The sequence below is a fragment of the Streptomyces sp. NPDC005722 genome, from assembly GCF_040630935.1.
In the GTDB taxonomy this organism is placed as follows: Bacteria; Actinomycetota; Actinomycetes; order Streptomycetales; family Streptomycetaceae; genus Actinacidiphila.
In genome coordinates, this window is sequence record NZ_JBEXYN010000024.1 from 1 (window position 1) to 24258 (window position 24258).

General features: G+C 73.6%; 23 protein-coding genes and 1 pseudogene. 12 read left to right on the plus strand and 12 right to left on the minus strand.

Annotated elements, in window-relative coordinates; genetic code table 11:
• Positions 1 to 374 precede the first annotated feature (374 nt).
• From ABZ479_RS25315 to ABZ479_RS25335, 5 genes are all read right to left on the minus strand, one after another.
• Positions 375 to 752 (minus strand): NUDIX hydrolase, encoded by a 378-nt coding sequence (locus ABZ479_RS25315; protein WP_500463683.1) that lies wholly within the window; start codon positions 750 to 752, stop codon positions 375 to 377.
• A 121-nt stretch (positions 753 to 873) separates the two neighbouring features.
• Positions 874 to 2082 carry a CHAD domain-containing protein gene (locus ABZ479_RS25320; RefSeq protein ID WP_500463684.1) on the minus strand — a complete coding sequence of 403 codons (1209 nt, stop codon included), beginning with the start codon at positions 2080 to 2082 and terminating at the stop codon, positions 874 to 876.
• Positions 2045 to 4351 (minus strand): RNA degradosome polyphosphate kinase, encoded by a 2307-nt coding sequence (locus tag ABZ479_RS25325; protein ID WP_500463685.1) that lies wholly within the window; start codon positions 4349 to 4351, stop codon positions 2045 to 2047. The genes ABZ479_RS25320 and ABZ479_RS25325 overlap by 38 nt, the downstream gene beginning before the upstream one ends.
• Positions 4352 to 4747: 396 nt before the next feature.
• Positions 4748 to 5692 (minus strand): mycothiol synthase, encoded by a 945-nt coding sequence (mshD, locus tag ABZ479_RS25330; RefSeq protein WP_500463686.1) that lies wholly within the window; start codon positions 5690 to 5692, stop codon positions 4748 to 4750.
• Entirely contained in the window at positions 5689 to 6918 is a 1230-nt protein-coding gene (locus ABZ479_RS25335) for an MFS transporter (RefSeq protein WP_500463687.1), read from the minus strand. Before ABZ479_RS25335 ends, mshD begins: the two co-directional genes overlap by 4 nt.
• A gap of 199 nt (positions 6919 to 7117) precedes the next feature.
• Between ABZ479_RS25335 and ABZ479_RS25340 the strand changes: the two genes are divergently transcribed.
• The 4 genes from ABZ479_RS25340 (at position 7118) to ABZ479_RS25355 (ending at position 12367) form a co-directional block, all read left to right on the plus strand.
• Positions 7118 to 8917 carry a bifunctional metallophosphatase/5'-nucleotidase gene (locus tag ABZ479_RS25340; protein WP_500463688.1) on the plus strand — a complete coding sequence of 600 codons (1800 nt, stop codon included), beginning with the start codon at positions 7118 to 7120 and terminating at the stop codon, positions 8915 to 8917.
• 154 nt (positions 8918 to 9071) lie between these two features.
• Positions 9072 to 9368, plus strand: coding sequence for a hypothetical protein (locus ABZ479_RS25345; protein ID WP_499608916.1), 297 nt, complete (start codon positions 9072 to 9074; stop codon positions 9366 to 9368).
• The gene (locus ABZ479_RS25350) at positions 9368 to 10552 is read left to right on the plus strand and encodes a glutathionylspermidine synthase family protein (RefSeq protein ID WP_500463689.1); all 1185 of its coding nucleotides are present in this window, start codon (positions 9368 to 9370) and stop codon (positions 10550 to 10552) included. Before ABZ479_RS25345 ends, ABZ479_RS25350 begins: the two co-directional genes overlap by 1 nt.
• Positions 10553 to 10723: 171 nt before the next feature.
• Positions 10724 to 12367, plus strand: a complete 1644-nt coding sequence (locus ABZ479_RS25355) for a ricin-type beta-trefoil lectin domain protein (protein WP_500463690.1) — start codon at positions 10724 to 10726, stop codon at positions 12365 to 12367.
• Here the strand turns inward: ABZ479_RS25355 and ABZ479_RS25360 are convergent.
• The 6 genes from ABZ479_RS25360 to ABZ479_RS25385 all read right to left on the minus strand — a co-directional run bounded on the left by ABZ479_RS25360 (position 12364) and on the right by ABZ479_RS25385 (position 17914).
• Positions 12364 to 13827, minus strand: a complete 1464-nt coding sequence (locus ABZ479_RS25360; protein ID WP_499608924.1) for a sensor histidine kinase — start codon at positions 13825 to 13827, stop codon at positions 12364 to 12366. The two genes, ABZ479_RS25355 and ABZ479_RS25360, sit on opposite strands and share 4 nt — an antisense overlap.
• The gene (locus ABZ479_RS25365) at positions 13827 to 14564 is read right to left on the minus strand and encodes a response regulator transcription factor (RefSeq protein ID WP_500463691.1); all 738 of its coding nucleotides are present in this window, start codon (positions 14562 to 14564) and stop codon (positions 13827 to 13829) included. Before ABZ479_RS25365 ends, ABZ479_RS25360 begins: the two co-directional genes overlap by 1 nt.
• 73 nt (positions 14565 to 14637) lie before the next feature.
• The gene (locus tag ABZ479_RS25370) at positions 14638 to 14823 is read right to left on the minus strand and encodes a hypothetical protein (protein ID WP_089227694.1); all 186 of its coding nucleotides are present in this window, start codon (positions 14821 to 14823) and stop codon (positions 14638 to 14640) included.
• A gap of 29 nt (positions 14824 to 14852) precedes the next feature.
• On the minus strand, positions 14853 to 15887 hold the full coding sequence (locus ABZ479_RS25375; RefSeq protein ID WP_500463692.1) for a S1C family serine protease: 1035 nt from the start codon (positions 15885 to 15887) through the stop codon (positions 14853 to 14855).
• Between the two features lie 176 nt (positions 15888 to 16063).
• Entirely contained in the window at positions 16064 to 17086 is a 1023-nt protein-coding gene (locus tag ABZ479_RS25380) for a LacI family DNA-binding transcriptional regulator (RefSeq protein WP_500463693.1), read from the minus strand.
• Between the two features lie 66 nt (positions 17087 to 17152).
• The gene (locus tag ABZ479_RS25385; RefSeq protein ID WP_500463694.1) at positions 17153 to 17914 is read right to left on the minus strand and encodes a response regulator transcription factor; all 762 of its coding nucleotides are present in this window, start codon (positions 17912 to 17914) and stop codon (positions 17153 to 17155) included.
• A 177-nt stretch (positions 17915 to 18091) separates the two neighbouring features.
• On the opposite strand from ABZ479_RS25385, the pseudogene ABZ479_RS25390 reads away from it, so the two are divergent.
• The 7 genes and pseudogenes from ABZ479_RS25390 to ABZ479_RS25420 form a co-directional block, all read left to right on the plus strand.
• Positions 18092 to 18910, plus strand: a pseudogene (locus tag ABZ479_RS25390) (alpha/beta hydrolase); the annotation flags it as partial.
• A 137-nt stretch (positions 18911 to 19047) separates the two neighbouring features.
• Positions 19048 to 19311, plus strand: a complete 264-nt coding sequence (locus ABZ479_RS25395; protein ID WP_500330746.1) for a MoaD/ThiS family protein — start codon at positions 19048 to 19050, stop codon at positions 19309 to 19311.
• Between the two features lie 931 nt (positions 19312 to 20242).
• On the plus strand, positions 20243 to 20956 hold the full coding sequence (locus ABZ479_RS25400; RefSeq protein ID WP_500463695.1) for an LmeA family phospholipid-binding protein: 714 nt from the start codon (positions 20243 to 20245) through the stop codon (positions 20954 to 20956).
• A 160-nt stretch (positions 20957 to 21116) separates the two neighbouring features.
• The gene (locus ABZ479_RS25405; RefSeq protein WP_354797803.1) at positions 21117 to 21197 is read left to right on the plus strand and encodes a putative leader peptide; all 81 of its coding nucleotides are present in this window, start codon (positions 21117 to 21119) and stop codon (positions 21195 to 21197) included.
• 145 nt (positions 21198 to 21342) lie between these two features.
• Positions 21343 to 22188, plus strand: coding sequence for a sulfurtransferase (locus tag ABZ479_RS25410; RefSeq protein ID WP_500463696.1), 846 nt, complete (start codon positions 21343 to 21345; stop codon positions 22186 to 22188).
• Between the two features lie 40 nt (positions 22189 to 22228).
• Positions 22229 to 22519 (plus strand): DUF1416 domain-containing protein, encoded by a 291-nt coding sequence (locus ABZ479_RS25415; protein ID WP_499608943.1) that lies wholly within the window; start codon positions 22229 to 22231, stop codon positions 22517 to 22519.
• Between the two features lie 123 nt (positions 22520 to 22642).
• Positions 22643 to 22876 (plus strand): hypothetical protein, encoded by a 234-nt coding sequence (locus ABZ479_RS25420; protein WP_499609096.1) that lies wholly within the window; start codon positions 22643 to 22645, stop codon positions 22874 to 22876.
• A gap of 58 nt (positions 22877 to 22934) precedes the next feature.
• Here the strand turns inward: ABZ479_RS25420 and ABZ479_RS25425 are convergent, their stop codons facing one another.
• Positions 22935 to 23297 (minus strand): DsrE family protein, encoded by a 363-nt coding sequence (locus tag ABZ479_RS25425; protein WP_500463697.1) that lies wholly within the window; start codon positions 23295 to 23297, stop codon positions 22935 to 22937.
• 390 nt (positions 23298 to 23687) lie between these two features.
• Here ABZ479_RS25425 and ABZ479_RS25430 point away from each other — a divergent pair, with 390 nt between their 5' ends.
• Positions 23688 to 24176: a hypothetical protein gene (locus ABZ479_RS25430; protein WP_500463698.1), complete on the plus strand. Its 489-nt coding sequence runs from the start codon at positions 23688 to 23690 to the stop codon at positions 24174 to 24176.
• The last annotated feature ends 82 nt before the right edge of the window (positions 24177 to 24258 follow it).

Genomic DNA, 24258 nt, shown 5'->3' on the forward strand with positions numbered 1-24258 from the left:
GCGCACTTGATGCTGCTGGACGACGTGGAGGGCGCCTTGCTGCTGTCGCCGCCGGCGTTGGTGTTGTCGTCCGAACCGCACGCAGTGAGCATGAGAGCACCGGAGACCGCGACCGCGCCGACGGCCAGGGCGCGGAGCCCGCTCTTACGCTGAAGCTTCACCTTTGGTGATTCCTTCCTGGAGCCCGCCGGTGGACGGCGAAGCAGAGGTATGGATTTCTGCATCCACCCGGCGGCTGCTCGCTCACCGGTAAGGCCGAAATTAGGCAGATCAGGTGAAGTGGTCGACGGCCGAGGGTGAACGCAAGGTGAACCTCGCATATCAGTGCGGTGCTGTAGCCCACACCGAGTGGCGTACGTCTCAGCGTGCCAGGGTCACATGCCCGTTCCGCGCAGGAACGCGTCGAGCACGACGCGGTCCCGCTCGTGGGTGAGCCGGTTGCGCGAGGCGGTCGGCGGCAGCCAGACCATCCGGTCGACCTCGCGGTTCGGGGCGAAGGACCCCTCGCGCGCCTCGGCCGCCCAGTAGCGCACGATCTTCGTGCGCCCCTCGACGAGGTAGGTGGAGGAGGGCAGCACCCGGCCGGGCACGCAGTCCAGTCCGGTCTCCTCCCTGACCTCGCGCAGCGCACCGTCCAGCGCGGTCTCCCCGCGCTTCAACTTGCCCTTGGGGAGCGACCAGTCGTCGTACTTGGGACGGTGGATCAGCGCGATCTCCAGGCCGCCGTCGAGCGGGGAGCGGCGCCACAGCACCGCCCCGGCGGCGAGGATCGGGGTGCCCGCGGTACCGGTGGCGGCGATGGCGGTGCTCCTTTCCGGGCTGCGGGTCGCGGGTCGGGCCGCTCCCGCGGACGGGCAGGACGTGCCGGGCGCGTCAGCGCGCCCACAGGTGGGCGAAGGCGTACCGGGCCGCCTCCGCCTCCAGGCGCTGGTCGGCGTGGAGCACGCCCAGCGCGTAGGCGGTGGCCGGGGCGATCCGCGGGGTACGGGCGGCGGCGGTGACGGCGGCGGCCGCCTCCGCGGCCTCCCGGTGCTGTTCCAGCACCCGCGCCGCGGCGGACAGCCGGGCGGCGGAGTCCCCGTCCTCGTACGCGAGGACCTCCTGGGCGTAGCGGCGCAGCCGCAGCAGCACGCGGACCCGGTTCCACGCGGCGTCCTGGCGCTCGGCGGACAGTTCGCCGGCGAGCGCGGCATGGAGCGTCTCGCCGTTGTACGGGTGGCGTGCGCGGGTCAGCGGCAGCGCCGCCGCGGCCTCGTTGAGCCGGGCGTGGGCCTGCTCCGCCAGCAGCGGCAGCACGGTGGCGGCGGGCTTGCGCGCGGCCGGGGACAGCGGCACCTCGGAGGCGAGCACCGCCACCGCGTCCACGACGGCGTGGAAGCGCGAGGAGCCCATGGCCTGGAGGGCCGCGGAGTGCGCCCGGGTCCGGGCGAGGGTGAGCTGACGCTCCAGCAGGGCGCCGGCCCGGGCCGCGCCCACGGCGAGCGGACCGCTCCCGGCGCCGCCGCGTTCGCCGGCCTGGGCGGGGGCGGGGGAACGACGGGCCCCCGCGGCGAGGGCCGCCGCGCCCACCGGTTCCGGGATCTCGGTGGCCGCGGGCGCGGCCGGGTCGGGCGCACCGGGCACCGGCAGCCACAGACCGAGGTCGTCGTCGGCGGGGACGGGGGCGGTGGGGATGCCCCCGGCGTCCTCGGCGGAGGCCAGCCGCTGGAGAGCGCCGATCAGCCGGCCGAGCCGGGCGGCGTAGCGGTGCTCGCGGCCGAGGGTGTCGGTGAGCCAGCCGAGCTCGCCCCGCAGCGGGTCGGCCCAGGCGGGATCGGTGAGCGAGCCGAAGGTGTGCAGGGTGCCGGCGATGCGGCGGGCCGAGCGGCGCATCTGCCGGCCGGTCTCGGCGGTGTCGTCCTGGGGACGGCCGGGGTCGCCCTCGCGTGGTGCCAGCGCGCGCAGAAAGGCCGTCGCCTCGTCCCGCAGGTACTGTCCGAGGACCGCACCGGCCTCACGGTCGGGGAGCCCGCCGGCGGCCAGGCCGGCGGGCGTCGCTGCCGTGTCAGGGTGTCGCTGGGCCACGCCGGCGCCTCCGCGCATCGATGAGCATCTCCTGGATGTGGGGCAGCGGACGCCCTTCGGCGTCGGTGCTGTGCCGGGTCCAGTCCCCGTCCGGACCGAGCCACCAGGACGAGGTGGAGTCCGAGGTTCCGGTCTCCAGCAGCCGGTTCAGCGAGGACCGGTGCGCCGGGTCGGAGACCCGGACCAGCGCCTCGATCCGGCGGTCGAGGTTGCGGTGCATCATGTCGGCGCTGCCGAGCCACACCTCGGGGTCGCCTCCGTTGCCGAAGACGAAGACCCGGGAGTGCTCCAGGAAGCGGCCGAGCACACTGCGCACCCTGATGTTCTCCGACAGGCCCGGCACCTCCGGGCGCAGCGCGCAGATGCCGCGCACCCAGACGTCGACGGGCACGCCGGCCATGGAGGCCCGGTACAGCGCGTCGATGATCGCCTCGTCGACCATCGAGTTGGCCTTGATCCGGATGTACGCGGGCCGCCCCTCGCGGTGGTGGGCGATCTCCGCGAGGATCCGCGAGACCAGCCCGTCGCGCAGGCTGCGCGGGGCCACCAGCAGCCGGTTGTACGTCTCGCGGCGCGAGTAGCCGGAGAGCCGGTTGAACAGGTGCGACAGGTCGGCGCCGACCTGCGGGTCGGCGGTCAGCAGCCCGAGGTCCTCGTAGAGCCGGGCGGTCTTCGGGTGGTAGTTGCCGGTGCCGACGTGGCTGTAGCGGCGCAGGGTGTCGCCCTCCTGGCGGACCACCAGCGACAGCTTGCAGTGCGTCTTCAGCCCGACCAGGCCGTAGACGACGTGGCAGCCCGCCTCCTCCAGCTTGCGGGCCCACTTGATGTTGGCCTGCTCGTCGAAGCGCGCCTTGATCTCGACCAGCACCAGGACCTGCTTGCCGGCCTCGGCGGCGTCGATCAGGGCGTCCACGATCGGTGAGTCGCCGGAGGTGCGGTACAGGGTCTGCTTGATGGCCAGGACGTCCGGGTCCTGCGCGGCCTGCTCCAGGAACCGCTGCACGGAGGTGGAGAAGGAGTTGTACGGGTGGTGCAGCAGCACGTCCCGCTCGCGCAGCGCCGCGAAGACGTCGGTGGCGTGCGCGGACTCGACCTCGGCCAGGTCGGGGTGGGTGCCGCCGACGAACTTCGGGTACTTCAGCTCCGGACGGTCCTGCCCGGCGATCGCGAACAGTCCCGTCAGGTCGAGCGGCCCGGGCAGCGGGTAGACCTCGGCGGCCTCTATGTTCAGCTCCTGGGCCAGCGTGTCCAGGGCCTGCGGGGCGATCGACTCCTCGACCTCGAGGCGGACCGGGGGCCCGAAGCGGCGCCGCAGCAGTTCCTTCTCCAGTGCCTGGAGCAGGTTCTCCGCGTCGTCCTCCTCGACCTCCAGGTCCTCGTTCCGGGTCACCCGGAACATGTGGCTGTCCAGCACCTCCATGCCCGGGAACAGCTCCTCCAGGTGCGCGGCGATGACGTCCTCCAGCGGGACGAAGCGCTGCGGGCCGGCCTCGAGGAAGCGGGACAGGATCGGCGGGACCTTCACACGGGCGAAGTGGTCGTGCCCGGAGACCGGGTTGCGCACGGTGACGGCCAGGTTCAGCGACAGGCCGGAGATGTACGGGAACGGGTGCGCCGGGTCGACGGCCAGCGGGGTCAGGACCGGGAAGATCTTGTTCCGGAAGAGCGTGAAGAGCCGGGCCTGCTCCTTCTCGGTGAGGTCGTTCCACCGGATGATGTGGATGTCCTCCTCGGCGAGCGCCGGGGCCACGTCGTTCTGGAAGCAGGCGGCGTGCCGCGCCATGAGCTCGCGGGCGCGGCTGAGGATGTTCTCCAGCACCTTGGTGGGCGGCAGGCCGGAGGCCGAGCGCTGGGCGACGCCGGTGGTGATGCGGCGCTTCAGGCCGGCGACCCGGACCATGAAGAACTCGTCCAGGTTGCTGGCGAAGATGGCGAGGAAGTTGGCCCGTTCGAGGAGGGGCGTCTCCGGGTCCTCGGCGAGTTCCAGCACCCGCTCGTTGAAGGCCAGCCAGCTCTGCTCGCGGTCCAGGAAGCGGTTCAGCGGGAGCTCTTCCGCCGGCTCCTCGTCCTCCGCGGCGTCGGCGGGGCGGGCCTCGCCGCTGTTCTCCGCGGGACGCGGCACCGTCGACAGGCCGTCCAGGCGCTTCAGTTCGGGGTGCAGGGGCGGGACGACGTGCGGCCGGCCGTAGGCCGGGGACTGCTCCTCCGGCGTATCGGACTCGGCCGGGGTGGTACCGGAGCCGGACCGCTCGGTCCGGGCGTTCGTCGGGAAATTCATCGAGGCCATGGGTGCGAGCCCTCCTCCGGATCCGGCACGTCGTTCGGCTGGACGGCGGCGCGCGGAACCCGGCCACCGACCATGCCTCCATTGTCCCCGGCGAGCCGGGATACCGGCAGGTCGAGAGGGGGGAGGGAGGTGGCGGCGGGCGTCTGCATTCACAGATGCTCGCAAGCGAGTTTGAATCTCCGGTAACGGGCAGGTGGCGGTCAGGAAATCGCCGTACGTACCGGCCGTGACCGGGCGGTCACCGCGACGGCCCCGCGGGGGCTCCCCGGCGGCCCCCCGCGCCGTCCTGCCGCGGATCCGTCCCGGATCCGTCCCGGATCCGTCCCGGATCCGTCGCGGACCGGCCCGCGGCCGGGCGATGGCCCGTCCGGGGGGCGGGCCGCCCGGCGGCGGGGCTCAGGTCTCCGTGCGGTACATGAGGTCGACCTCGTGCGTGGTGAAGCCGAGGCGTTCGTAGACGGCGAGGGCGGGTGCGTTGTCCGCGTCGACGTAGAGCATCGCGGTGGGCAGCCCTCGGTCGTGCACGAGGTGCCGCAGCCCGGTCAGGGTGAGCGCCCGGCCCAGGCCGCCGCCCTGCTCCTCGGGGTGGATGCCCAGCACGTAGACCTCGCCGAGGCGCTCGCGCGCGTGCACCTTCGTCCAGTGGAAGCCGGCCAGCCGGTCGCCGCGGAAGGCGAGGAAGAAGCCGGCCGGGTCGAACCAGGGCTCGGCCTTGCGGTCGTCCAGGTCGCGCTGGGTGAGGCTGCCCTGCTCGGGGTGGTGCGCGAAGGCGGCGGCGTTGACCGCCAGCCAGGCGGCGTCGTCCCGGCCGGGGACGAAGGTGCGCACGGTGACGCCGGCGGGGTACACGGGCTCGCCCAGCGGGGGCGCGCCGGCTCCCTCCGTCAGCGGGCGGCGCAGCTGCCGCAGCTCGCGGAAGAGGGCGAGACCGAGCAGTCCGGCCAGGTGGCGGGCGGCGGGGTGGCCGCCGTGCGCCCACACGCGCAGCCGCTTGCCGGAGGTGGCGAGCAGGGCGTGACCGAGCGCGCGGCCGTGGCCCTGCGCGCGGTGCGCCGGGTGGATGACCATCTCGGCGGCGGGGGCCTCGACCGGGTCGGTGTCCTCCAGTTGGGCGTACCCGACGAGCGCGCCGTCGCTCTCGACCAGCAGGTGGGTCACGCCCTCACGGGCGCCGCCGCGCAGGTGGAGCCGGCCCTGCTCGGAGACCGCGGCCTGGCCGTCGACCTCCGCGGCCGCCTCGATCAGGGCGAGGACCGCGTCGGCCCGGCCGGGGCTCAGCTCGTCGAGGGTCTCGATCCGGCGGGGGCCCACGGCGGTCTGCTGTGCTGCTGCGTCGGTCATGGGACCGAGCTTACGACCGCGGGGGTGCGGGAGGTGTCCATCGGCACCAGTGCCGCCGCACCGCAGGCCACGACCGCCGCGGCGGCGAGGGCGGGCCAGTAGCCGGTGGCCGAGATGAGGGTGGCGCTCAGTGGAGGGACGAGGGCGGCGGTCAGGTTCTGGCCGGTGTTGTGGACGCCGAGGGCGCGACCGGACCAGGACGGGCCCGCCCGTTCGGCCGTGGCGGTGAAGGACAGCCCGTTGGTGCTGGCGGTGATCCCGACGGACAGTACGAGGGCGGCGGCGGTCAGCGGTGAGGGGAAGGCCGCGGTCAGGGCGGCGGCCGAGACCACCACGGCGGTGAGGACGGCCAGTTGCCGCATCGGCCGCAGCCGGCTGCCGACCCGGTCCGACCAGCGTCCGGCGGCGATCCGGGTGCAGGCCCCCAGTACCTGCGCGAGGGCGATCAGCCGCCCGGCGCCGACCGCCGACCAGCCCCGGGTGTCCACCAGCAGCACCAGGGCGAAGGCTCCCGCCGTGAACTGCGGTACGACCAGCAGCGCGCCCGCGCCGTGGATCCGCCACAAGGTGGCCGAGCCCCGGTAGGGGTTGACGGCCGGGGAGGCCCCGGGAGCGGCCTGCGGGCGTGCCGGGTCGGCGGCGAACAGCGCGACCAGGCAGGCGACGGCCCCGCACACCGCCGCCAGGAAGCCGAAGGCGCCGCGCACCCCGTACGCGGCTGCGAGCGACGGCATGGTCAGCGCGGCCACGCCCATGCCGAGCGGGGTGGAGGTCTGCCGGATGCCCATGGCCAGTCCGCGCTCCCGGGCGGAGAACCAGCCCATGACGAGGCGTCCGCTCGCGGAGTACACCGAGGCCCCCGCGGCTCCGGCCAGGGCGAGCAGCGCGCCCAGTGCCGTCGTGCCGCGCCCGGCGCCCACCGGGCCGGCCGCGAGGGCGAGCAGCACGGCGGCGCCGCCGAGACCCGAGGCGATCACGACGCGTTCGCCGTACCGGTCCGCGGCGGCTCCCCAGGCGACGAGGGCGGCGACCAGCCCGGCGGTGGGGCAGGCGATGAGGAGCCCGATCTGCGGCAGGGTCAGGTGTGCGGTGTCCCGCAACGCGGCGGCCAGGTAGGGGACTCCGTAGACGAAGGCGCAGGCGGCGGTCTGCGCCCCGGTGCCCAGGGCGAGCATCAGCCAGCGGCGGCGCATGGCGTGCACCTCCTCGGTCGGTGGTGGATCCAACTATGCCGCTTGTTTGAATGGCGAGACAGATCCTTCCGAGATGTGAGACGTCATCCCCGGGGATCCGGCATGTACCGATCAGTCGAAACCTGCCCGTAACCGCAAAGCCACTGACAACTACGCGCGTTGACCATAGGCTGCCGCCGTCCTCCGTCCCACCTCGATCGCCCACGTCCATCGCCCACGTCCAAGGGGACCCATGTCTGTGACCCACCCGCGTCACCGTGGCGCACGCCGCGTCGCCGCCGCGACCGCCGGCCTGGCCGCGGTCGGTGCGCTCGTCATAGCGAGCCCGACCGCCCAGGCCCACGAGACCCACCACGGGGGTCACGGCCACGGCAGCCGGACCGTCGACCTCCAGCTGCTCGCCGTCAACGACTTCCACGGCAACCTGGAGCCCCCGGCCGGTTCCTCCGGCCGCGTCACCGAGCTCCAGGCGGACGGCACCACCAAGACGATCGACGCCGGCGGCGTCGAGTACCTGGCCTCCAGCCTGCGCACCGCCCGCAAGGGCCAGGCGCGTTCGCTCACCGTCGCCGCGGGCGACATCGTCGGCGCCAGCCCGCTGCTGTCCGGCCTGTTCCACGACGAGCCCACCGTCGAGGCCATGAACAAGCTGGGCCTGGACGTCACCGGCGTCGGCAACCACGAGTTCGACGAGGGCAAGGCCGAGCTGCTCCGCCTGCAGAACGGCGGCTGCCACCCGGTCGAGGGCTGCTACGAGAAGGGCCGCAAGTTCAAGGGCGCGGACTACCCGATCCTCTCGGCGAACGTCGTCAACGAGAAGACCGGCCGCCCGCTGCTCAAGCCGTACACCATCGAGAACGTCAAGGGCGTCCGCGTCGGCTTCATCGGCGTCACGCTCGAGGGCACCCCCAACATCGTCTCCGCCGAGGGCGTCAAGGGCCTGAAGTTCCTCGACGAGGTCGAGACGATCAACAAGTACACCAAGGAGCTCAAGCGCAAGGGCGTCAACGCCGTCGTCGCGCTCGTGCACGAGGGCGGCTTCCCCGCCTCCTCCGCGTACAACTACAACTGCGACGCGGGCGGCGCCGGCACCGGTCTGTCCGGCCCGATCGTCGACATCGCCAAGAACACCTCGGCGGACGTCGACGCGCTGGTCACCGGCCACACGCACAACGCGTACGTCTGCACCGTCCCGGACCCCAAGGGCCACGACCGCCTGGTCACCAGCGCGGCCTCCTTCGGCCGGCTCTTCACCGAGCTGGACATGAAGTACGACCTGCGCACCCACGACATCGTGCGCGCCTCGGTGCGCGGCTCGAACCACGTCGTCGACCGCACCCAGAGCAAGGCCGCGGACCTGACGGCGCTGATCGGCCGCTGGCAGACGCTGGCCGCCCCGGTCGCGGGCCGCACCGTCGGCTACATCTCCCAGGACATCAACCGGGCCGGCAACGAGTCGCCGCTCGGCGACCTGATCGCCGACGCGCAGCTCGCCTACGGCAAGTCGCTCGACCCCGACACCGACCTCGCCCTGATGAACCCCGGCGGCATCCGCACCGACCTGGTGCACAAGGCCACCGGCAGCGAGGGCGACGGCGTGGTCACCTACGCGGAGGGCTTCGCGGTCCAGCCGTTCAGCAACACGGTCAACCTGCGGAACCTGACCGGCGCCCAGCTGGTCACCGTGCTGCAGCAGCAGGTCAGCGGCGCCAACGCGGCCGCCCCGAAGATCCTGCAGATCTCCGCCGGCCTGACCTACACGCTGGACCTCACCAAGTCCGGTGCCGACCGCGTCGTCGCGGACTCGATCCGCCTGAACGGTGCCCCGATCGACCCGGCGGCCACCTACCGCGTCGCGATGAACAACTTCCTCGCGGGCGGCGGCGACGGCTTCGCCGAGCTGGCCAACGGGACGAACGAGCTCGTCGGCGGCGACGACCTGGCCGCGCTCAACGCCTACCTGACCGCCAACTCCTCGGCCTCCGCGCCGCTGGCGGCCCCGGCGGCCGACCGCATCACGATCGTCCAGTAGTACGCGGCGGGAGCGGGCAGGGCCCGCGACCGCGCACCGCACCGGGGGCGGCCGTCGACACCGACGGCCGCCCCCGGCCGTTCCCAGCCGTTCCCGCCAGGGCGCCCGCGACCCCGCCCTCGTGCTGCGGGCTTCCGCTGCCTACGCTGTGGACATGACGACTACGGGGCGACGGCGGTTCAGGTCCGGCACGGTGATCCTCGGCGGCATGGGCGTGCTCGCCGCCGCGCTGACCGCGTGCGGCTCCGAACCCGACAAGCGCTGCGTCGACCCCGAGACCTACCGGACGCTTCCTTCCAAGGAGTGCGAGGACGATCACGGCCACGGCCGCTACTACTACGGCGGCAGCGTCCGGAGCGGGAAGGCCAAGGGCGGCAGCTTCGACAAGTCGTCGGTGAAGACGGGGGGCTTCGGCGGCCACGGCTCGGGCCACGGGTCCGGCGGCGGCTGATGCGCCGGCACTCCGTCGAGCCGCGGCCCGGCTGGCAGCGGACCGTGGAGGAGCAGGGCGTCGTCTACCCGCTGACCCGCTACCCCGACGGCTCGCTGCGGCCGTACTGGGACGAGAGCGGCTACTACGAGTTCTCACTCCCCGAGGTCGAGGCCCTGGAGGAGACCGTCGGGGAACTGCACGCGATGTGCCTCGCCGCCGCGGAGCACATCGTCGCCGAGGACCGCTTCGCCGAGCTCGGCGTCCACGACCCGCGCCTGGCCGGGCGGATCGCCGAGTCATGGCGGCGGCGCACGGAACTCCCTTCCCTCTACGGCCGTTTCGACCTGCGCTACGACGGGACCGGCCCGGCGAAGCTGCTGGAGTACAACGCCGACACCCCCACCTCGCTGGTGGAAGCGGCCGGCGCCCAGTGGTTCTGGATGGAGGACCGCTTCCCCGGCGCCGACCAGTGGAACTCCCTCCACGAACGCCTCGTCGACGCGTGGCGGCGCCAGGCCCCGCTGCTGCCGCCCGGCCCTGTGCACTTCGCGCACACCGAGGCCGACGAGCTCGGCGAGGACCTGATGACGGTGGCCTACCTGCGGGAGACCGCGGAACAGGCCGGTCTCGACACCCACGCCCTGTCGGTGGAGGCGATCGGCTGGGACGAGCTGTCCGGCCGCTTCGTCGACGACCGGCTGCGCTTCATCCGCAGCTGCTTCAAGCTCTACCCCTGGGAGTGGCTGGCCACCGACCAGTTCGGCGGTCACGTCCTGGACACCCTCGACAACGGCGGCGGCACCGGCACGACCTGCTGGATCGAGCCCGCCTGGAAGATGCTGCTCTCCAACAAGGCGCTGCTGGCCGTCCTGTGGGAGCTCTACCCCGGCCACCCCAACCTCCTCGCCGCGTACCTCGACGGTCCCCGTGAGCTCGCCCGGACCACGGGCTGGGTCGCCAAGCCGCTGCTCGGCCGGGAGGGGGCGGGCGTCACCGTGCACCGGGTGGGCGAGGCCGCGGCGCCGCCCGCCGACGAGCCCTGCTGCTACCAGGAACTGGCCCCGCTGCCCGTGTTCGACGGCAACCACGTGGTGCTGGGCGCCTGGGTCGTGGCGGACGAGGCGGCCGGGCTCGGCATCCGCGAGTCGGCCGGCCTGGTCACCGACACGTACGCGCGCTTCCTGCCGCACGTGATCCGCTGAGCCGGAACGGCGGCGCGGGGTGACCCTTCGGCGACCGCGCGTGGGCTGAAGCGCTTACCCCCTCCGGCGCCGGGGAGTTACCGGCGGGAACACTTTCCTCGGCAGTAACTTGTGCTTCACCATGGGCAGCCCCGTCCCTCCAGACCCATCGATGTGTCCGGGTGGTCCGCCGTGTCCCAGAAGCACCAAGCGCCCGTGTACGAGGAGTTGTCCGACGCCGCCCTCACCGAGCGGGTACGGGCCGGCGCGCCGACCGCCTACCCGGCGACCGAGGAACTGCGCCGCCGCCACCTGCCCGCCGTCGCCTGCTACGCCCGGCTGTGCACCCGCGACGGGGCCGCCGCCGGCCAACTCGCCGCGCAGGCCTTCGCGCTGGCCTGGCAGGAGGTGCACCGCGGCGTCGACCCCCGCGGCCCCTGGCGGCACCGGCTGCTGATGCTCGTCCACCAGGCCGCCGCCGTGTGGGCGGCCGGCAGCCGCCGCGAACGGCTCGGCGACGCGTACGCCGCCTTCATCGACGACATCCGCGGCGCCGAGCAGCGCCTTCCCGGCCTGCCGGGGCTGCCCGTCCACCCCCGGCTCCACCTGGCCGAACGCTTCGTGCCGGCCGGTGCCTTCGCCGCCCTGCCGCAGCACACCCAGGGCGTGCTGTGGCACGCCGTCGTGGAGCGGGAGAGCGCCGCCGGCGTCGCCCTGTGCACCGGCGACCGGCCTTCGGAGCTCGCGGACCTGACCGCCAGGGCCCGGGACGCGCTGCGCGAGGCCTACCTGCGGACGTACCTGGACCGCAGCCAGGACCCCCGCTGCAAGGGCTTCGGCCGGCTCCTCGACGCCGCCGCCCGCCGCGACGACGCCCGGCAGAACGCGGACGTGGACCGGCACCTCGCGCACTGCCCGGGCTGTTCCGGCGCGCTGGAGACGCTGATCGCCCTCGAACGCGACCCCCGGCCGCTGCTGGTCGCGGCCCTGCTCGGCTGGGCAGGGCCCGCCTACCTGGCGGCCCGGTCCGCCCCCGAGCCGCCCGCCACCGCGCCCGCCCCGCCCGCGGCGCCCGGCACCTCCCGCCGGCGCCGGCGGCCCGGCCCGCTGGAGCGGCTGCTGCGGCTGCGCACCCGCTACCCCTCGCCGCTGGTCTCCCTGCTGCTCGTCGCCGTCGCCGCCCTGGCCGCCACCGGTCTGGTCTACGCGACGGGCGACCACCCCGCCCCGACCGGCAACGGCGGGGCGCTGCCCCGGCCGCCGGCGGTCACGGTCACCGCGACCGCCACGCAGACCGTCACCCCGAGCCGCGCCGCGACGCCGGGCCCCTCCCGTACGGCGAGCGCCTCCGGCGGCCCGGGCGGGACGGCGACCCGGTCGCCCGCGCCGCCGACGCACACGCCGGGCACCCGGCCGCCGCGGAAGGTGCCGGGCAGTGCCTACGCCCAGGTCGTCAACGACGCGTCGGGTCTCTGCCTGGACGTACGGGACGAGGAGTTCGACAAGGGGGACGACGTCATCGTCGCCGGCTGCGACGCGGGCTCGGCCTCACAGAAGTGGCGGGTGGACCCGCGCGGCCTGCTGGTCAACGGCGCGGACCCCGCCTTCTGCCTGGACTCGCGCGGCGACACCGACCGCGGCGTCGGCATCTGGGCCTGCTCGTCGGTCGAGGGCGGGAACGCGGCGAACCTGCTGTTCCTGGTCGACTCGCTGGGCCGGGTCCGCCCGCAGATCGACCTCGGCACCGCGATGCGGCCGGACGGCTCGATCCCCGGTTCCACCCTCTCCTTCACCACCGTCGGCACCGCCGACGCCCAGCGCTGGCACGCCGGTTAGCCGGCCGGCGTGCCCTCCGGCGCCTCGGGGGGCGGGGTCCGCGCCCCGGGCAGCCGGACGACCGCCACGGTGCCGCCGCCCTGCGCGGGCTGCAGCGCGACGGTGCCGCCGAGCTGCTGCACCGTACGGGCCACGATCGACAGGCCCAGGCCCGAGCCGGGCAGGCTGCGCGCGGAGGCCGAGCGCCAGAAGCGCTCGAAGACGTGCGGGAGGTCCTCCGGGGGGATGCCCGGGCCGTGGTCCCTGACGGTCAGCTCCCCGCCGTGCAGTTCCACCTCGACCGTGCCGGCCGGCGGGCTGAACTTCACCGCGTTGTCCAGGAGGTTGATCACCGCCCGTTCCAGGGCCGACGGCTCGGCCCGCAGGTACCAGGGGGCCAGGTCGGCGGTGATCTTCAGGTCGGGGCCGGTACGCCGCCGGGCCCGCTCCAGCGCGGCCTCCACGACCTCGTGCAGCGCCACGGTCTGCGGGGGCGCGCCGCCGTGCGCCGCGTCCGGCCGGGACAGCTCCTGCAGGTCGCCGATGAGCGCCGCCAGTTCGCCCATCTGCGCCTTCACCGACAGCATCAGCTCCCGGCGGTCCTCCGCGGGCAGCTCCCGTCCGGTCAGCTCGCTGCGTTCCAGCAGTTCGATGTTGGTGCGCAGGGAGGTCAGCGGGGTGCGCAGCTCGTGCCCGGCGTCCGCGATCAGCTGCTGCTGGAGTTCACGGGAGGAGGACAGCGCGGCCGTCATCGAGTTGAAGGACGCCGACAGCCGCGCGATCTCGTCGCGGCCCTCGACCGGGATGCGGACGCTCAGGTCCTCGGTGCGAGCCACGTGCTCCACGGTGTCGGTCAGCCGGTCCACCGGCTTGAGCCCCGCGCGGGCCACCCCGAGGCCGGCCGCGCTCGCGCCGAGCACCCCTATGCCGCTGACGGCCAGCAGGATCAGGGCGAGGGTGTTGAGCGGGCCGGTCACCTCGTCCAGCGGGCGGCCGACCGAGATGGCGGCCTGCTCCGTCCGCTGGCGGGAGTACTCGATCTGGGCGGGCCGGGTCAGCACCCGCATCTCCGTGCCGTCCTTCGTGGTCACGGTCTGCAGGGACTCCGAGGACTGCCCACGGACCACGGCCAGGTCCGCCTCCGTCACCGGGAGCATCTCGTCGCCGAGCACCCAGCAGCCCGTGCCGTCCTCGGTGACGAGCAGCACGGACGAGTGGTTGGGGTTGAAGGAGAGCGGTCCGTCGGACGTGTCGCTCTGCGGTGAGCTCAGGCACCCGTAGTCGCCGAGCACGCTCCGGGCGGCGGGGGCCGCGTTGCCCGGTGCGCGCAGCGACTCGTCGAGCTGGTCCATCAGCTGCTTCTCCACGATGAACCAGCAGGCCAGCGCACACGCGGCCACGGCGACCGCCACGGCGGCCGCGGTGAGGATCGCCAGCCGGGACCGCAGCGGCAGCGAGCGGAAGCGCGGGATGCGCCGCATCAGCCCTTGCCCTCCGCGGAGCGCAGCACGTAGCCGACGCCCCGCACGGTGTGGACCAGCCGCGGCAGGCCCCCGGCCTCGGTCTTGCGCCGCAGGTACATCACGTACACGTCCAGGGAGTTGGAGCTCGGCTCGAAGTCGAAGCCCCAGACCGCCTTGAGGATCTGCTCGCGGGTGAGCACCTGGCGCGGGTGGGCGAGGAACATCTCCAGCAGGGTGTACTCGGTGCGGGTCAGCTCGACCGGCGCACCGGCCCGGGTGACCTCCCGGGTCGAGGTGTCCATCCGCAGGTCCGCGAAGGACAGCGCGCTCTCCTCGCCGGTGGCGCCGCCCGTCACCGTCGCGTACGCGCTGCGCCGCAGCAGCGCCCGCAGCCTGGCCAGCAGTTCGTCCAGCTCGAAGGGCTTGACCAGGTAGTCGTCCGCGCCGGCGTCGAGACCGGTGACCCGGTCGCCGACCGTGTCGCGGGCGGTGAGCATGAGGATCGGCGTGGTGGTGCCGCCGGACCGGAGCCTGCGGGCCGTGGTGAGGCCGTCCATGCGCGGCATGAGGACGTCGAGGACGATCGCGTCCGGCCGGTAGGAGGCGACCTGGTCCAGAGCGGCCAGGCCGTCCTCCGCCAGCTCGGTCTCGTATCCCTCGAAGGCGAGGCTGCGCCTGAGTGCTTCGCGGACCGCGGGTTCGTCGTCCACGATCAGGATGCGGGCGGGGGCCTCGCCGTTCTCGCCGGGGCTCATGGTCTTCCACCTCGCGGGATGAGGGTCGGGGGCGGTCGGTGCCGCCCGGGGGTGCGGCGGGGTGCTCCGGTTCTTAGCCTCGCACGGCGGCGAGGCGGTGGGCCGCAATCGCCCGGCGCGCGTAGCGGCGCGCGTACCGGCGGGTGGTCGCGATCTCGGGCTCGCGGGCGGCCGGCTCCCGGTAGGGGATCAGCGCGCGGTCGGCGGGGCCGGAGGGGACGGTAGCGGGGTGGAGGGAGGTGCTGAGGAAGACGTTCATGGTGCCCACATCCCTTCGATGCGGTGCGGTCAGCTGTCGCTGCCGCCGTTGCGCAGGGTGCCGAGGTCGGACTTGAGGGTGTTCACCGGGATCGCGAAGCCGAGGCCGACGCTGCCGGCCTGGCCGGTGGCGGAGGAGGCGGCGGAGTACATGGCCGAGTTGATGCCGATGATCTCGCCGCTCATGTTGATCAGGGCACCACCGGAGTTGCCGGGGTTGAGGGAGGCGTCGGTCTGGATCGCCTTGTACGTGGTCGTGGACGGGCCGACGTCGCCGTTGTACTGGCCGCCGCCGAACTCGAACGGCCACCGGCCGGTCCCGCCGCCGGGCCGCTGCCCCTGGCCCTCGCCGGTGGAGACGGTGACGTCGCGGTCGACCGCGGAGACGATGCCGCTGGTGACGGTGCCGGTCAGGCCCTCGGGCGAGCCGATGGCGACGACCTGGTCGCCGACCGCGACCCGGCTGGAGTCGCCGAGCGAGGCGACGGTGAGGCCGCTCACGCCCTCGGCCTTCACCAGCGCGAGGTCCTTGCCGCTGTCGGTGCCGACGACGCTGCCGGTGACCGTCTTGCCGGAGCTGAACGTCACCTTGACCGAGTCGGCCCCGGAGACCACGTGGTTGTTGGTGACGATCTCACCGTCGCCGGTGACGACCACCCCGGAACCCGTCGACTCCCCGGCGGCGGAGGTCGCGCTGATCTCCACGATGCTCGGGCTGACGGCGGCGGCCACGGCCGAGACACCGGTGCTGCCCGAGCTGCTGGTGCCGATCACCTTCGTCGAGGTGCCCGCCGTGGAGGCCGGGGTGGTCGCCCGTCCCACGAGGGCGGCCGTGCCGCCGCCGATCAACGCGGACACCAGCGCCACGGAGGCGACCAGGGCCACGGGACGGCGGTTCCGGCGCTGCGACTGCGCCTGGGGCTGCGGCTGCGCGGCGTAGGGCGCGGGGTGCCCGTACGTCAGCAGCGGCTCGTAGGGCGGCCGGGGCGGGTACCCGCCGGCGCCGGAGGACTGCTGCGGCTGCTGCGGGTCGTGGGCGTCGTTGCGACGGGTGCTCTCGTTCATGCCTATGACTGTTCTCGCCGAACATGAGAGCCGCCTGAGTGTGACCTGAGAAGCGGGGCAGAGTTCCGTATGCCCGATATGAGGAACGAAGCCGCAGGTCAGGGCCTACGCTTACACAGCCCGTAGACGGGCCGCCGACCGGGGCGGGGGCGGGCCCGCCGCGGCCGGCGCCGCGGTCAGTGGCAGCCGCAGCTGCGTCGTACGACCAGCCGGGACGGGAACTGCCGCAGCCGCTCGCGCCGCGAGCCGTTCACCCGCAGCCCGTCGTCCAGCACCAGGTCGACCGCCGCGCGGGCCATCGCCTCGCGGTCCGAGGCCACCGTCGTCAGCGGCGGGTCGGTGAGCGCCGCCTCCTTGACGTCGTCGAACCCGGCCACGGCCAGCTCGCCCGGCACGTCGATCCGCAGTTCGCGGGCCGCCCGGAGCAGGCCGATGGCCTGGTCGTCGGTGGCGCAGACGATGGCCGTCGGCCGGTCGGGCCGGGACAGCAGTTCCAGGCCGACCTCGTAGGCGTCGTAGCGGTTGTACGAGGACGAGAACAGGCGGCCGTCGACGGGGATGCCCGCCTCCTGCATCGCCCGGCGCCAGCCCTCGATGTGGTCGGTGACCGGGTCGCCGTGCTTCGGGGTGATCTCGGTGCCGCCGAGGCAGGCCACGTACGCGTGGCCGTGCTCCAGCAGGTGCCGGGTGGCGAGCTGGGCGCCGCCGACGTCGTCCGTCACGACCGCGACGTCGTCGATCGCCTCCGGGCGCCGGTGCATCAGCACGACCCGCGCGTCCCAGGCGTCGATCTCCGTCGCGGCGTGCTCGCTGAGGCCCTGGCTGATCAGGATCAGCCCCGAGACCCGCATGCCGAGGAAGGCCCGCAGGTAGTGCACCTCGCGCTCGTCGAGGTAGTCCGAGTTGCCGACCAGCACCATCTTGCCGCGCTCGGCGGCCGCCCTCTCGACGGCGTGCGCCATCTCCGCGAAGAACGGCTGCCGGGCGTCCGGCACGATCAGCCCTATGAGGTCGGTGCGGCGGCTCGCCATCGCCTGGGCCACCCGGTCGGGGCGGTAGCCCAGCTGTTTGATCGCCGCGAGCACGCGCTCGCGGGTGGCCGGTGCGACCGGCCGGGGTCCGTTGTTGATGACGTAGCTGACGACCGCGGTCGAGGTCCCCGCAAGCCTGGCCACATCGTCACGCGTCACCTTTGCCACGGGCCGAGTCTACGCGGGTACACCCGCGCGTCCCACCGTCTGTCCACAGGCGTGACCACCGCGTGATCACCCGTTCCTGGAGGCGGTCACGGCCGACCCCTGCGCGGGTTCCCGCCCGGTCCGCGCGGGCGCCGTCTCCTCCGTCGCCCGCTCGCCCTTCTCCGGGGTGACGAAGCGGTAGCCGACGTTGCGGACGGTGCCGATCAGGGACTCGTGCTCGGGCCCGAGCTTGGCGCGCAGCCGCCGTACGTGGACGTCCACGGTGCGGGTGCCGCCGAAGTAGTCGTAGCCCCAGACCTCCTGGAGGAGCTGGGCGCGGGTGAAGACCCGGCCCGGGTGCTGCGCCAGGTACTTCAGCAGCTCGAACTCCTTGAAGGTCAGGTCCAGGACCCTGCCCTTGAGCTTCGCGCTGTACGTGGCCTCGTCCACCGACAGGTCGCCGTTGCGGATCTCCATCGGGCTGTCGTCGACGCCGATCTGCTGCCGGCCCATCGCCAGCCGCAGCCGCGCCTCGACCTCGGCGGGCCCCGCCGTGTCCAGCAGGACGTCGTCGATGCCCCAGTCCGCGGTGACGGCCGCCAGGCCGCCCTCGGTGACCACCAGGACCAGCGGGCAGCCGGGCCCGGTGGAGCGCAGCAACTGGCACAGCGAGCGGACCTGCGGCAGCTCGCGGCGGCCGTCGACGAGGATCACGTCGGCGCCGGGCGTGTCCACCAGCGCGGGGCCCTCGGCCGGGGCCACCCGTACGTTGTGCAGCAGCAGCCCGAGCGCCGGGAGCACCTCGGTGGACGGCTGCAGCGCGTTGGTCAGGAGGAGGAGTGAGCTCACCGGCCGCTCCCGTCGTCCACCGTCCGGTCATGCGTGTTCCGCTTGCCCATAGCGACCCTCCTCGGTCCTGCGAGGACGTGTGCGTGCGCCGACGTGTGCGCTCCGGTGCCCCGGAAAGCACGAAAGGACCCGGGGGCGACGCTGCCCGGATCCTCTTGACCAAAGAGAATAGCCCACATGGAGTCCGTGAGTGAGTCCGCCGCCGTGCGGTCGAGTGTCCCGTCGATCGTCTCCGGGGGGCTGCGGGCCGTCCTGACGGCCGAGGACCGGGTGCCGATCGACGCCGCGTACCTGCCCGGGACGACGCCCGGGGGGCTCGCGATCGTCGTGGCGCACGGCTTCACCGGCGCCCTGGAGCGGCCGGCCGTGGTCCGGGCGGCGGAGACCTTCGCCCGGGTGGACGGCGTCGGTGGCGTGGTGACCTTCTCCTTCCGCGGGCACGGCCGCTCGGGCGGGCGCTCCACGGTCGGCGACCGCGAGGTCCTGGACCTGGACGCCGCGGTGCGCTGGGCACGGCGGCTCGGCCACCCCGCGGTGGCCTCGGTGGGCTTCTCGATGGGCGGTTCCGTCGTCCTGCGGCACGCGGGGCGCAAACCGGCGCACGAGGGGGCGCACGTTGACGCCGTCGTCTCCGTGAGCGCGCCCGCGCGCTGGTACTACCGCGGTACGGCGCCGATGCGCCGGGTGCACTGGGCGATCACCCAGCCCGTGGGACGACTGGTCTCCCGGGGACTGCTGCACACGCGCATCCACGACCGGGACTGGGACCCCGTGCCCGTGCCGCCCGTCGAGGCGGTGCGCTCCATCGCGCCCACACCCCTGCTCGTCGTGCACGGCGACCGCGACGGCTACTTCCCGCTCGACCACCCGCTCTCCCTCGCCGAGGCCGCGGGCGGCGCCGCCGAACTGTGGATCGAGCCCGGGTTCGGCCACGCCGAGAACGCCGCGGCGCCCGACCTCCTGCGCCGCATCGCCGTGTGGACGGCCGCCCGCACCCGCGCCGCCGGCCCGCCCCGCCTGACCCCGCCGGCCCGCCCGCCGCCCGCACGGACCGGGCCCGGCCGCCGTGCCCCGCCCGCGCTGCGCCATCATGGACCGCGGCAGGACCCGCACGGGCGAACGGAAGGACCGCTATGGCGGCACACGGAACCATCCGGTACTGGGCCGCGGCCAAGGCCGCCGCCGGCGCCGCGGAGGAGCCGTACCGGGAGGGCACCCTCGCCGAGGCGCTGGACGCGGCGCGCGAGCGCCACGCGTCCCGCCCCGAGTTCGCCCGCGTCCTGGCGAACTGTTCGTTCCTGGTCGACGGGAACCCCGTCGGCACCCGGGACCACACCGGGGTCCGGTTGGCCGACGGCGGCACCGTCGAGGTGCTCCCGCCGTTCGCGGGAGGATGAGCACGTGACCGACAACCACGACTGGTACGACCGCGGCGCGGGCCCGATGCCCGCGCACGACACCACCGCCCTCCTCCCGCCCGTGGACGGCGCCCCGGAGCCGCCCCCCGGCGGCGGCCGCGCCGCTCGGCGCCGGCAGGCCTCCCGCACCGGCTCGCCGATCATCGCCCCCGGCATGCAGCCCGCCCTCGTCACGGCCGCCCTGGCGCTGCTGCTGGCCGGCGGAGCGCTGCTGGGCCGCCCCGCGCTCGCCGCCGCGGGCGTGCTGCTGCAGGCGGTCACCGCGGCCGGCTGGTTCCGGCTGAACGGCATGTGGCCGGCCCGGCAGGGCATCGTGCTGGCCTTCCTGGCGGGCGTCACCGCCGAGGTCGCCGTGCTGGCCGACGGGGTGGACAACGCCCCGGCGGTGATCATCGGCACCCTCGGCGTCTGGCTGCTGCTCGTCCTCGTCCTGCAGCTGCGCCACCGCGGCACCCCCGAGGAGCGGCTCTCCTCGCTGACCGCGACCTCCGCCTCGACGCTCATCACGATCCTGGCCACCGGATTCCTGGCGACGACGGCCGACCCGCGCGGCACCGACGCCGTCGTGACCGCGGTGGTCGCGGTCGCCGTCGCGACGCTCGCCCGGGCGATCCCGCTGCCCGGCGTGGTCTCGGTCCTCGTCGCGCTCGCGGCCGCCACCGGCAGCGGCGTCGCCCTCGGGCAGCTGGAGACCTCCGACGCGGCGCCGGTCGCGCTCGTCGCCGGGATCTGCGCGCTGATCGGCCTGCGGGCGGCCAGCTACGACTTCCCGTCCCGGTTCGTGCACTTCACGGCGGGTGTGGCGCTGCCGCTGACCGCCGCGGCCCCGGCGGTCTACATGACCGCCCGGGCACTGCTGGGCTGACACACCGACTAGGGTCGGTCCGAACACCGACTCGGGGGTTGTCGCATGCGCACTCTGAAGGTCCTGCTCGTCCTCTTCGTGCTCCTCGGCGGCCTGTTCGTCGCGGCGGACCGGATCGCCGTGCACTTCGCGGAGTCCGAGGCGGCGGACCGGGCGAAGACGACACTGGGACTGACCTCCCCGCCGGGGATCGACATCAAGGGCTTCCCGTTCCTCACGCAGGTGCTGGCCAAGAAGCTCGACGACGTCGAGGTGACGGCGGACGGCGTGCAGGCCGCCGGCACCGGGGGCGAGACGCTGCGCGTCGCCCGCTTCCGGGCCGACCTGCACGGGGTGAGCCTGGGCGACGGCTTCAGCAGCGCGGTCGCCGACACGGCCGAGGGCACCGCCCTGGTCAGTTACGAGGACCTGGCCAAGGCCGCCCCCAGCGGCGTGACGATCGGCTACGGCGGCACCTCGGCGAACGGCAAGGGCCAGGTCAAGGTGGGGGTGGAGGTCTCCACCCCGGTCGGCACGATCAAGCGCAGCGTGGTGAGCGAGGTCGCCGTGGCCGGCAAGGGCAAGATCAAGCTGACCGCGGGCAAGATACCGGGACTGGACTCGCTGCCCCCGGTCGTGGAGGACCTGATCCGCGAGCGGATCGACTTCACCCGCGCGCTGACGGGCCTGCCGGAGGGCATCGAGCTCTCGTCGGTCACCGCGACCGCCGACGGCATCGACATCGCGGCGACCGGCAAGAAGGTCGTTCTCGCCCAGTGAGACGTCGGCGTCCGCTCCGCAGCCGACGCGGCGGCCGGCTGGCCCCGGGCCACCGGGCGGAGGTGCGGCACCCGATGTTCATCTCGAAGTACGGACAATCTCATCTCGGGATACGGACCGCCGGTGACACCGGCCGGTCCCCTTCCCTACGATCGAGGCCATGAAGCGACAGGCGGACCTCACGAAGCGGCGGGCAGTCGACCTGTGCCGTGTCGCCGCCATGCTCTGTCGCGTCCCCTAGGGGCCCCGCGCCGTCTCCCGGCGCCGCACTCCGCCCCACCCTTCCCCGCGCTCACGCCGTGGCGCGCCCGCGCAGCGCAGCCCGGCCCCCGTGCGCACCCGTCCGTGCGCCGTGACATTCCGCAACTGCCCCGGAGGAGACAGCAATGAGCCGCAGTGACGTCCTGGTGGACGCCGACTGGGTCCAGGCCCGGATCGACGACCCGAAGGTGGTCATCGTCGAGGTCGACGAGGACACGTCGGCGTACGACAAGAACCACATCAAGAACGCCGTCCGGATCGACTGGAAGCAGGACCTCCAGGACCCGGTGCGCCGTGACTTCGTCGACCAGGCCGGCTTCGAGAAGCTCCTGTCGGAGAAGGGCATCGCGAACGACGACACCGTCGTCCTCTACGGCGGCAACAACAACTGGTTCGCGTCCTACGCGTACTGGTACTTCAAGCTCTACGGCCACCAGGACGTCAAGCTCCTCGACGGCGGCCGCAAGAAGTGGGAGCTGGACTCCCGCGACCTGGTCGACGGCTCCGAGGTCCCGTCCCGCCCGGCCACCGAGTACAGGGCCAAGGCCCAGGACACCTCGATCCGCGCCTTCCGCGACGACGTGCTCGCCGCCATCGGCAGCCTCAACCTGGTCGACGTCCGCTCGCCCGACGAGTTCTCCGGCAAGCTGCTCGCCCCGGCCCACCTCCCCCAGGAGCAGTCCCAGCGCCCGGGCCACGTCCCGACAGCCCGGAACATCCCGTGGTCGAAGTCGGCCAACGACGACGGCACCTTCAAGTCGGACGACGAGCTGAAGGAGCTGTACGAGGGCGAGGGCGTGGACCTGGCGAAGGACACCATCGCCTACTGCCGCATCGGCGAGCGCTCCGCGCACAGCTGGTTCGTGCTGCACGAGCTGCTCGGCCAGCCCAACGTCAAGAACTACGACGGTTCCTGGACCGAGTACGGCTCCCTCGTCGGCGTGCCGATCGAGCTCGGCGCCGCGAAGTAAGCCCCGAGACCCGAGACCCCGACCCGGAGGAATCAGCACCATGTGTGGAGCGAAGGCCGGCGGCCCGGACCTGGCCGGCATCGACGTGGCGACCGAGACGATCATCCAGGGTTCCGTGACCCGCGACGGCGAGCCGGTGACCGGTTACGTCCGGCTGCTGGACGGCGGCGGCGAGTTCACGGCCGAGGTGCCGACCTCGGCGACCGGCCAGTTCCGCTTCTTCGCGGCCCCCGGGACGTGGACGCTGCGCGCCCTCGTGCCGGGCGCGACGGTGGACCGCGCCGTCGTCGCCCAGCAGGGCGACCTCACCGAGGTCGCCATCGCCGTCTGACCCACGGCAGCGCGTACGACGAAGGGCCGCACATTCCCACCGGGCCACCGACTGGGAGTGCGGCCCTTCGGGTCGTACGGTGGAAGGGTGTCCACGAGGCGTCGTCGTCGCTGGTATTACGCCATGATGGGCAGTTGCGTCCTGCTCTTCGTCCTGGCGTGGAGTCTCGTGCGCCTGTGGTCGGTGCCGGTGGCCGTCGGGATGTGCGTGGTGGCCATGGTCATCCCGCCGATCGCCGCCGTGGTGGCCAACCGCAGGGGCCCGGACGAGCACTGGTGGGACGAGACCGGGGACGCGACCTCCGACGAGTGGTGGCGCGAGCTGGACCGCCGCGACGACCACCGCGACCAGCGCTGACGCCCCGGGGCGCCCACGCGCCCACCGCACCTGGTGCGCGCACGCGGGGCGCGGCGGCTCAGTAGACGAGTGCCTGCGTGCCGTCGGCCATGGCCTCGCTGACGAAGACCTGCGCACCGGCGATCCGGACCCCGTCGAGCACGTCCTCCTCCGTGATGTCGCGGCGCGCCGCGCACTGCGTGCACAGTGTGATCCGGCCCCCCGCAAGGATCCCCTCGATCAGCTCGGGCAGCGGCGCGGCGTGCGGCAGCTCGAACTCGGCGGCCCGTCCCGGCAGCGCGAACCACGAGGACTCACCGGTCAGCCAGAGGGACACCTCCACGCCGCTGGCGACCGCCACCGCCGCCACCGTGAACGCCTGGGAGCAGCGTTCGGGGGCGTCGGCACCTGCGGTTACCTTGATCACGAGCTTCTTCGCCATGGTTCATACCTTAGGGTGGCCGGTCGCACAGGAAAAACACTGGGAGCGTTTGCCGACGCTCGACAATAATGCGTTCGCCGCGTAGGCGCGATCAGCGCGCCTGCTGCGGATTTCTGCCCGGGGGGGCTTGTGGAAGCGCGTACTGAATCGCGTACCGGCGTCGTGATCGCCACGATTGCCGGACTTGTCGTGATCGCGACATTGACTGCCGGGGCCGTCGTGGCGTTCGGCTCATCGTCCTCATCGCCGTCCGCGTCCGCGTTCCCGGCCGATACCGCGTCGAGCAGCGCGGATCCGGGAACCACAGGACCGGGGACGCCGTCGCCGACGGCCTCCCCGAGCCGGAGCGCGACGGCCTCGCCCTCGCCCGCCCACACCCTCAAGGGCACCGTGGCCGACGGCAGGCACGGCGGGGACCTGCGCTACTTCCTGCTGACCCCGCCGGCCGACGCCGAGGTCTACGGCGACGAGCAGGGCACCGAGCTGTCCCGCTCGGAGGTCGCGGACTCCGTAGACGTCAAGCGGGCCCTGGCCGCAGGCGGCTTCAAGGCCGCGGCCCAGCGGACCTACCTCACCGGTGACGGCGACTACGAGGTCTCCGCGCAGCTCGTCCGCTTCGCGAGCGCCGGCTCCGCCACGGCCTACTACGACGGCTTCTACTACGAGGGCACCCGGATCACGCTGCCGTCCTCGGGCACCCCGGGCAAGGCCTACCGGCTGTCGTCCTCCTCCGCGGAGAGCACCGGCTCGGTGATCGTGCTGTCCCACCAGGGCGACGTGCACATCACCCTCTCCGTCACCGGGGCGAAGACCCCCGGCAAGAACCTGCTCGCGCGGCTCCTCGACCAGCAGTACCGACGCCTGAAGACCGGCCGCTGAGCCGAGCCGCACGGCACACCGAACGTACGGGCCGGCCCGCACGCCGGCCCCATCCACCCACGAACACGCCAGTGGAGAACCC

Coding starts and splice junctions, on each gene's coding strand:
- ABZ479_RS25320 (WP_500463684.1), bottom strand. CDS start 2,082: ATGCGCGGAGGCGCCGGCGTGGCCCAGCGACACCCTGACACGGCAGCG.
- ABZ479_RS25325 (WP_500463685.1), bottom strand. CDS start 4,351: ATGGCCTCGATGAATTTCCCGACGAACGCCCGGACCGAGCGGTCCGGC.
- mshD (WP_500463686.1), bottom strand. CDS start 5,692: ATGACCGACGCAGCAGCACAGCAGACCGCCGTGGGCCCCCGCCGGATC.
- ABZ479_RS25340 (WP_500463688.1), top strand. CDS start 7,118: ATGTCTGTGACCCACCCGCGTCACCGTGGCGCACGCCGCGTCGCCGCC.
- ABZ479_RS25345 (WP_499608916.1), top strand. CDS start 9,072: ATGACGACTACGGGGCGACGGCGGTTCAGGTCCGGCACGGTGATCCTC.
- ABZ479_RS25350 (WP_500463689.1), top strand. CDS start 9,368: ATGCGCCGGCACTCCGTCGAGCCGCGGCCCGGCTGGCAGCGGACCGTG.
- ABZ479_RS25360 (WP_499608924.1), bottom strand. CDS start 13,827: ATGCGGCGCATCCCGCGCTTCCGCTCGCTGCCGCTGCGGTCCCGGCTG.
- ABZ479_RS25365 (WP_500463691.1), bottom strand. CDS start 14,564: ATGAGCCCCGGCGAGAACGGCGAGGCCCCCGCCCGCATCCTGATCGTG.
- ABZ479_RS25370 (WP_089227694.1), bottom strand. CDS start 14,823: ATGAACGTCTTCCTCAGCACCTCCCTCCACCCCGCTACCGTCCCCTCC.
- ABZ479_RS25375 (WP_500463692.1), bottom strand. CDS start 15,887: ATGAACGAGAGCACCCGTCGCAACGACGCCCACGACCCGCAGCAGCCG.
- ABZ479_RS25395 (WP_500330746.1), top strand. CDS start 19,048: ATGGCGGCACACGGAACCATCCGGTACTGGGCCGCGGCCAAGGCCGCC.
- ABZ479_RS25400 (WP_500463695.1), top strand. CDS start 20,243: ATGCGCACTCTGAAGGTCCTGCTCGTCCTCTTCGTGCTCCTCGGCGGC.
- ABZ479_RS25405 (WP_354797803.1), top strand. CDS start 21,117: ATGAAGCGACAGGCGGACCTCACGAAGCGGCGGGCAGTCGACCTGTGC.
- ABZ479_RS25410 (WP_500463696.1), top strand. CDS start 21,343: ATGAGCCGCAGTGACGTCCTGGTGGACGCCGACTGGGTCCAGGCCCGG.
- ABZ479_RS25415 (WP_499608943.1), top strand. CDS start 22,229: ATGTGTGGAGCGAAGGCCGGCGGCCCGGACCTGGCCGGCATCGACGTG.
- ABZ479_RS25420 (WP_499609096.1), top strand. CDS start 22,643: ATGATGGGCAGTTGCGTCCTGCTCTTCGTCCTGGCGTGGAGTCTCGTG.
- ABZ479_RS25425 (WP_500463697.1), bottom strand. CDS start 23,297: ATGGCGAAGAAGCTCGTGATCAAGGTAACCGCAGGTGCCGACGCCCCC.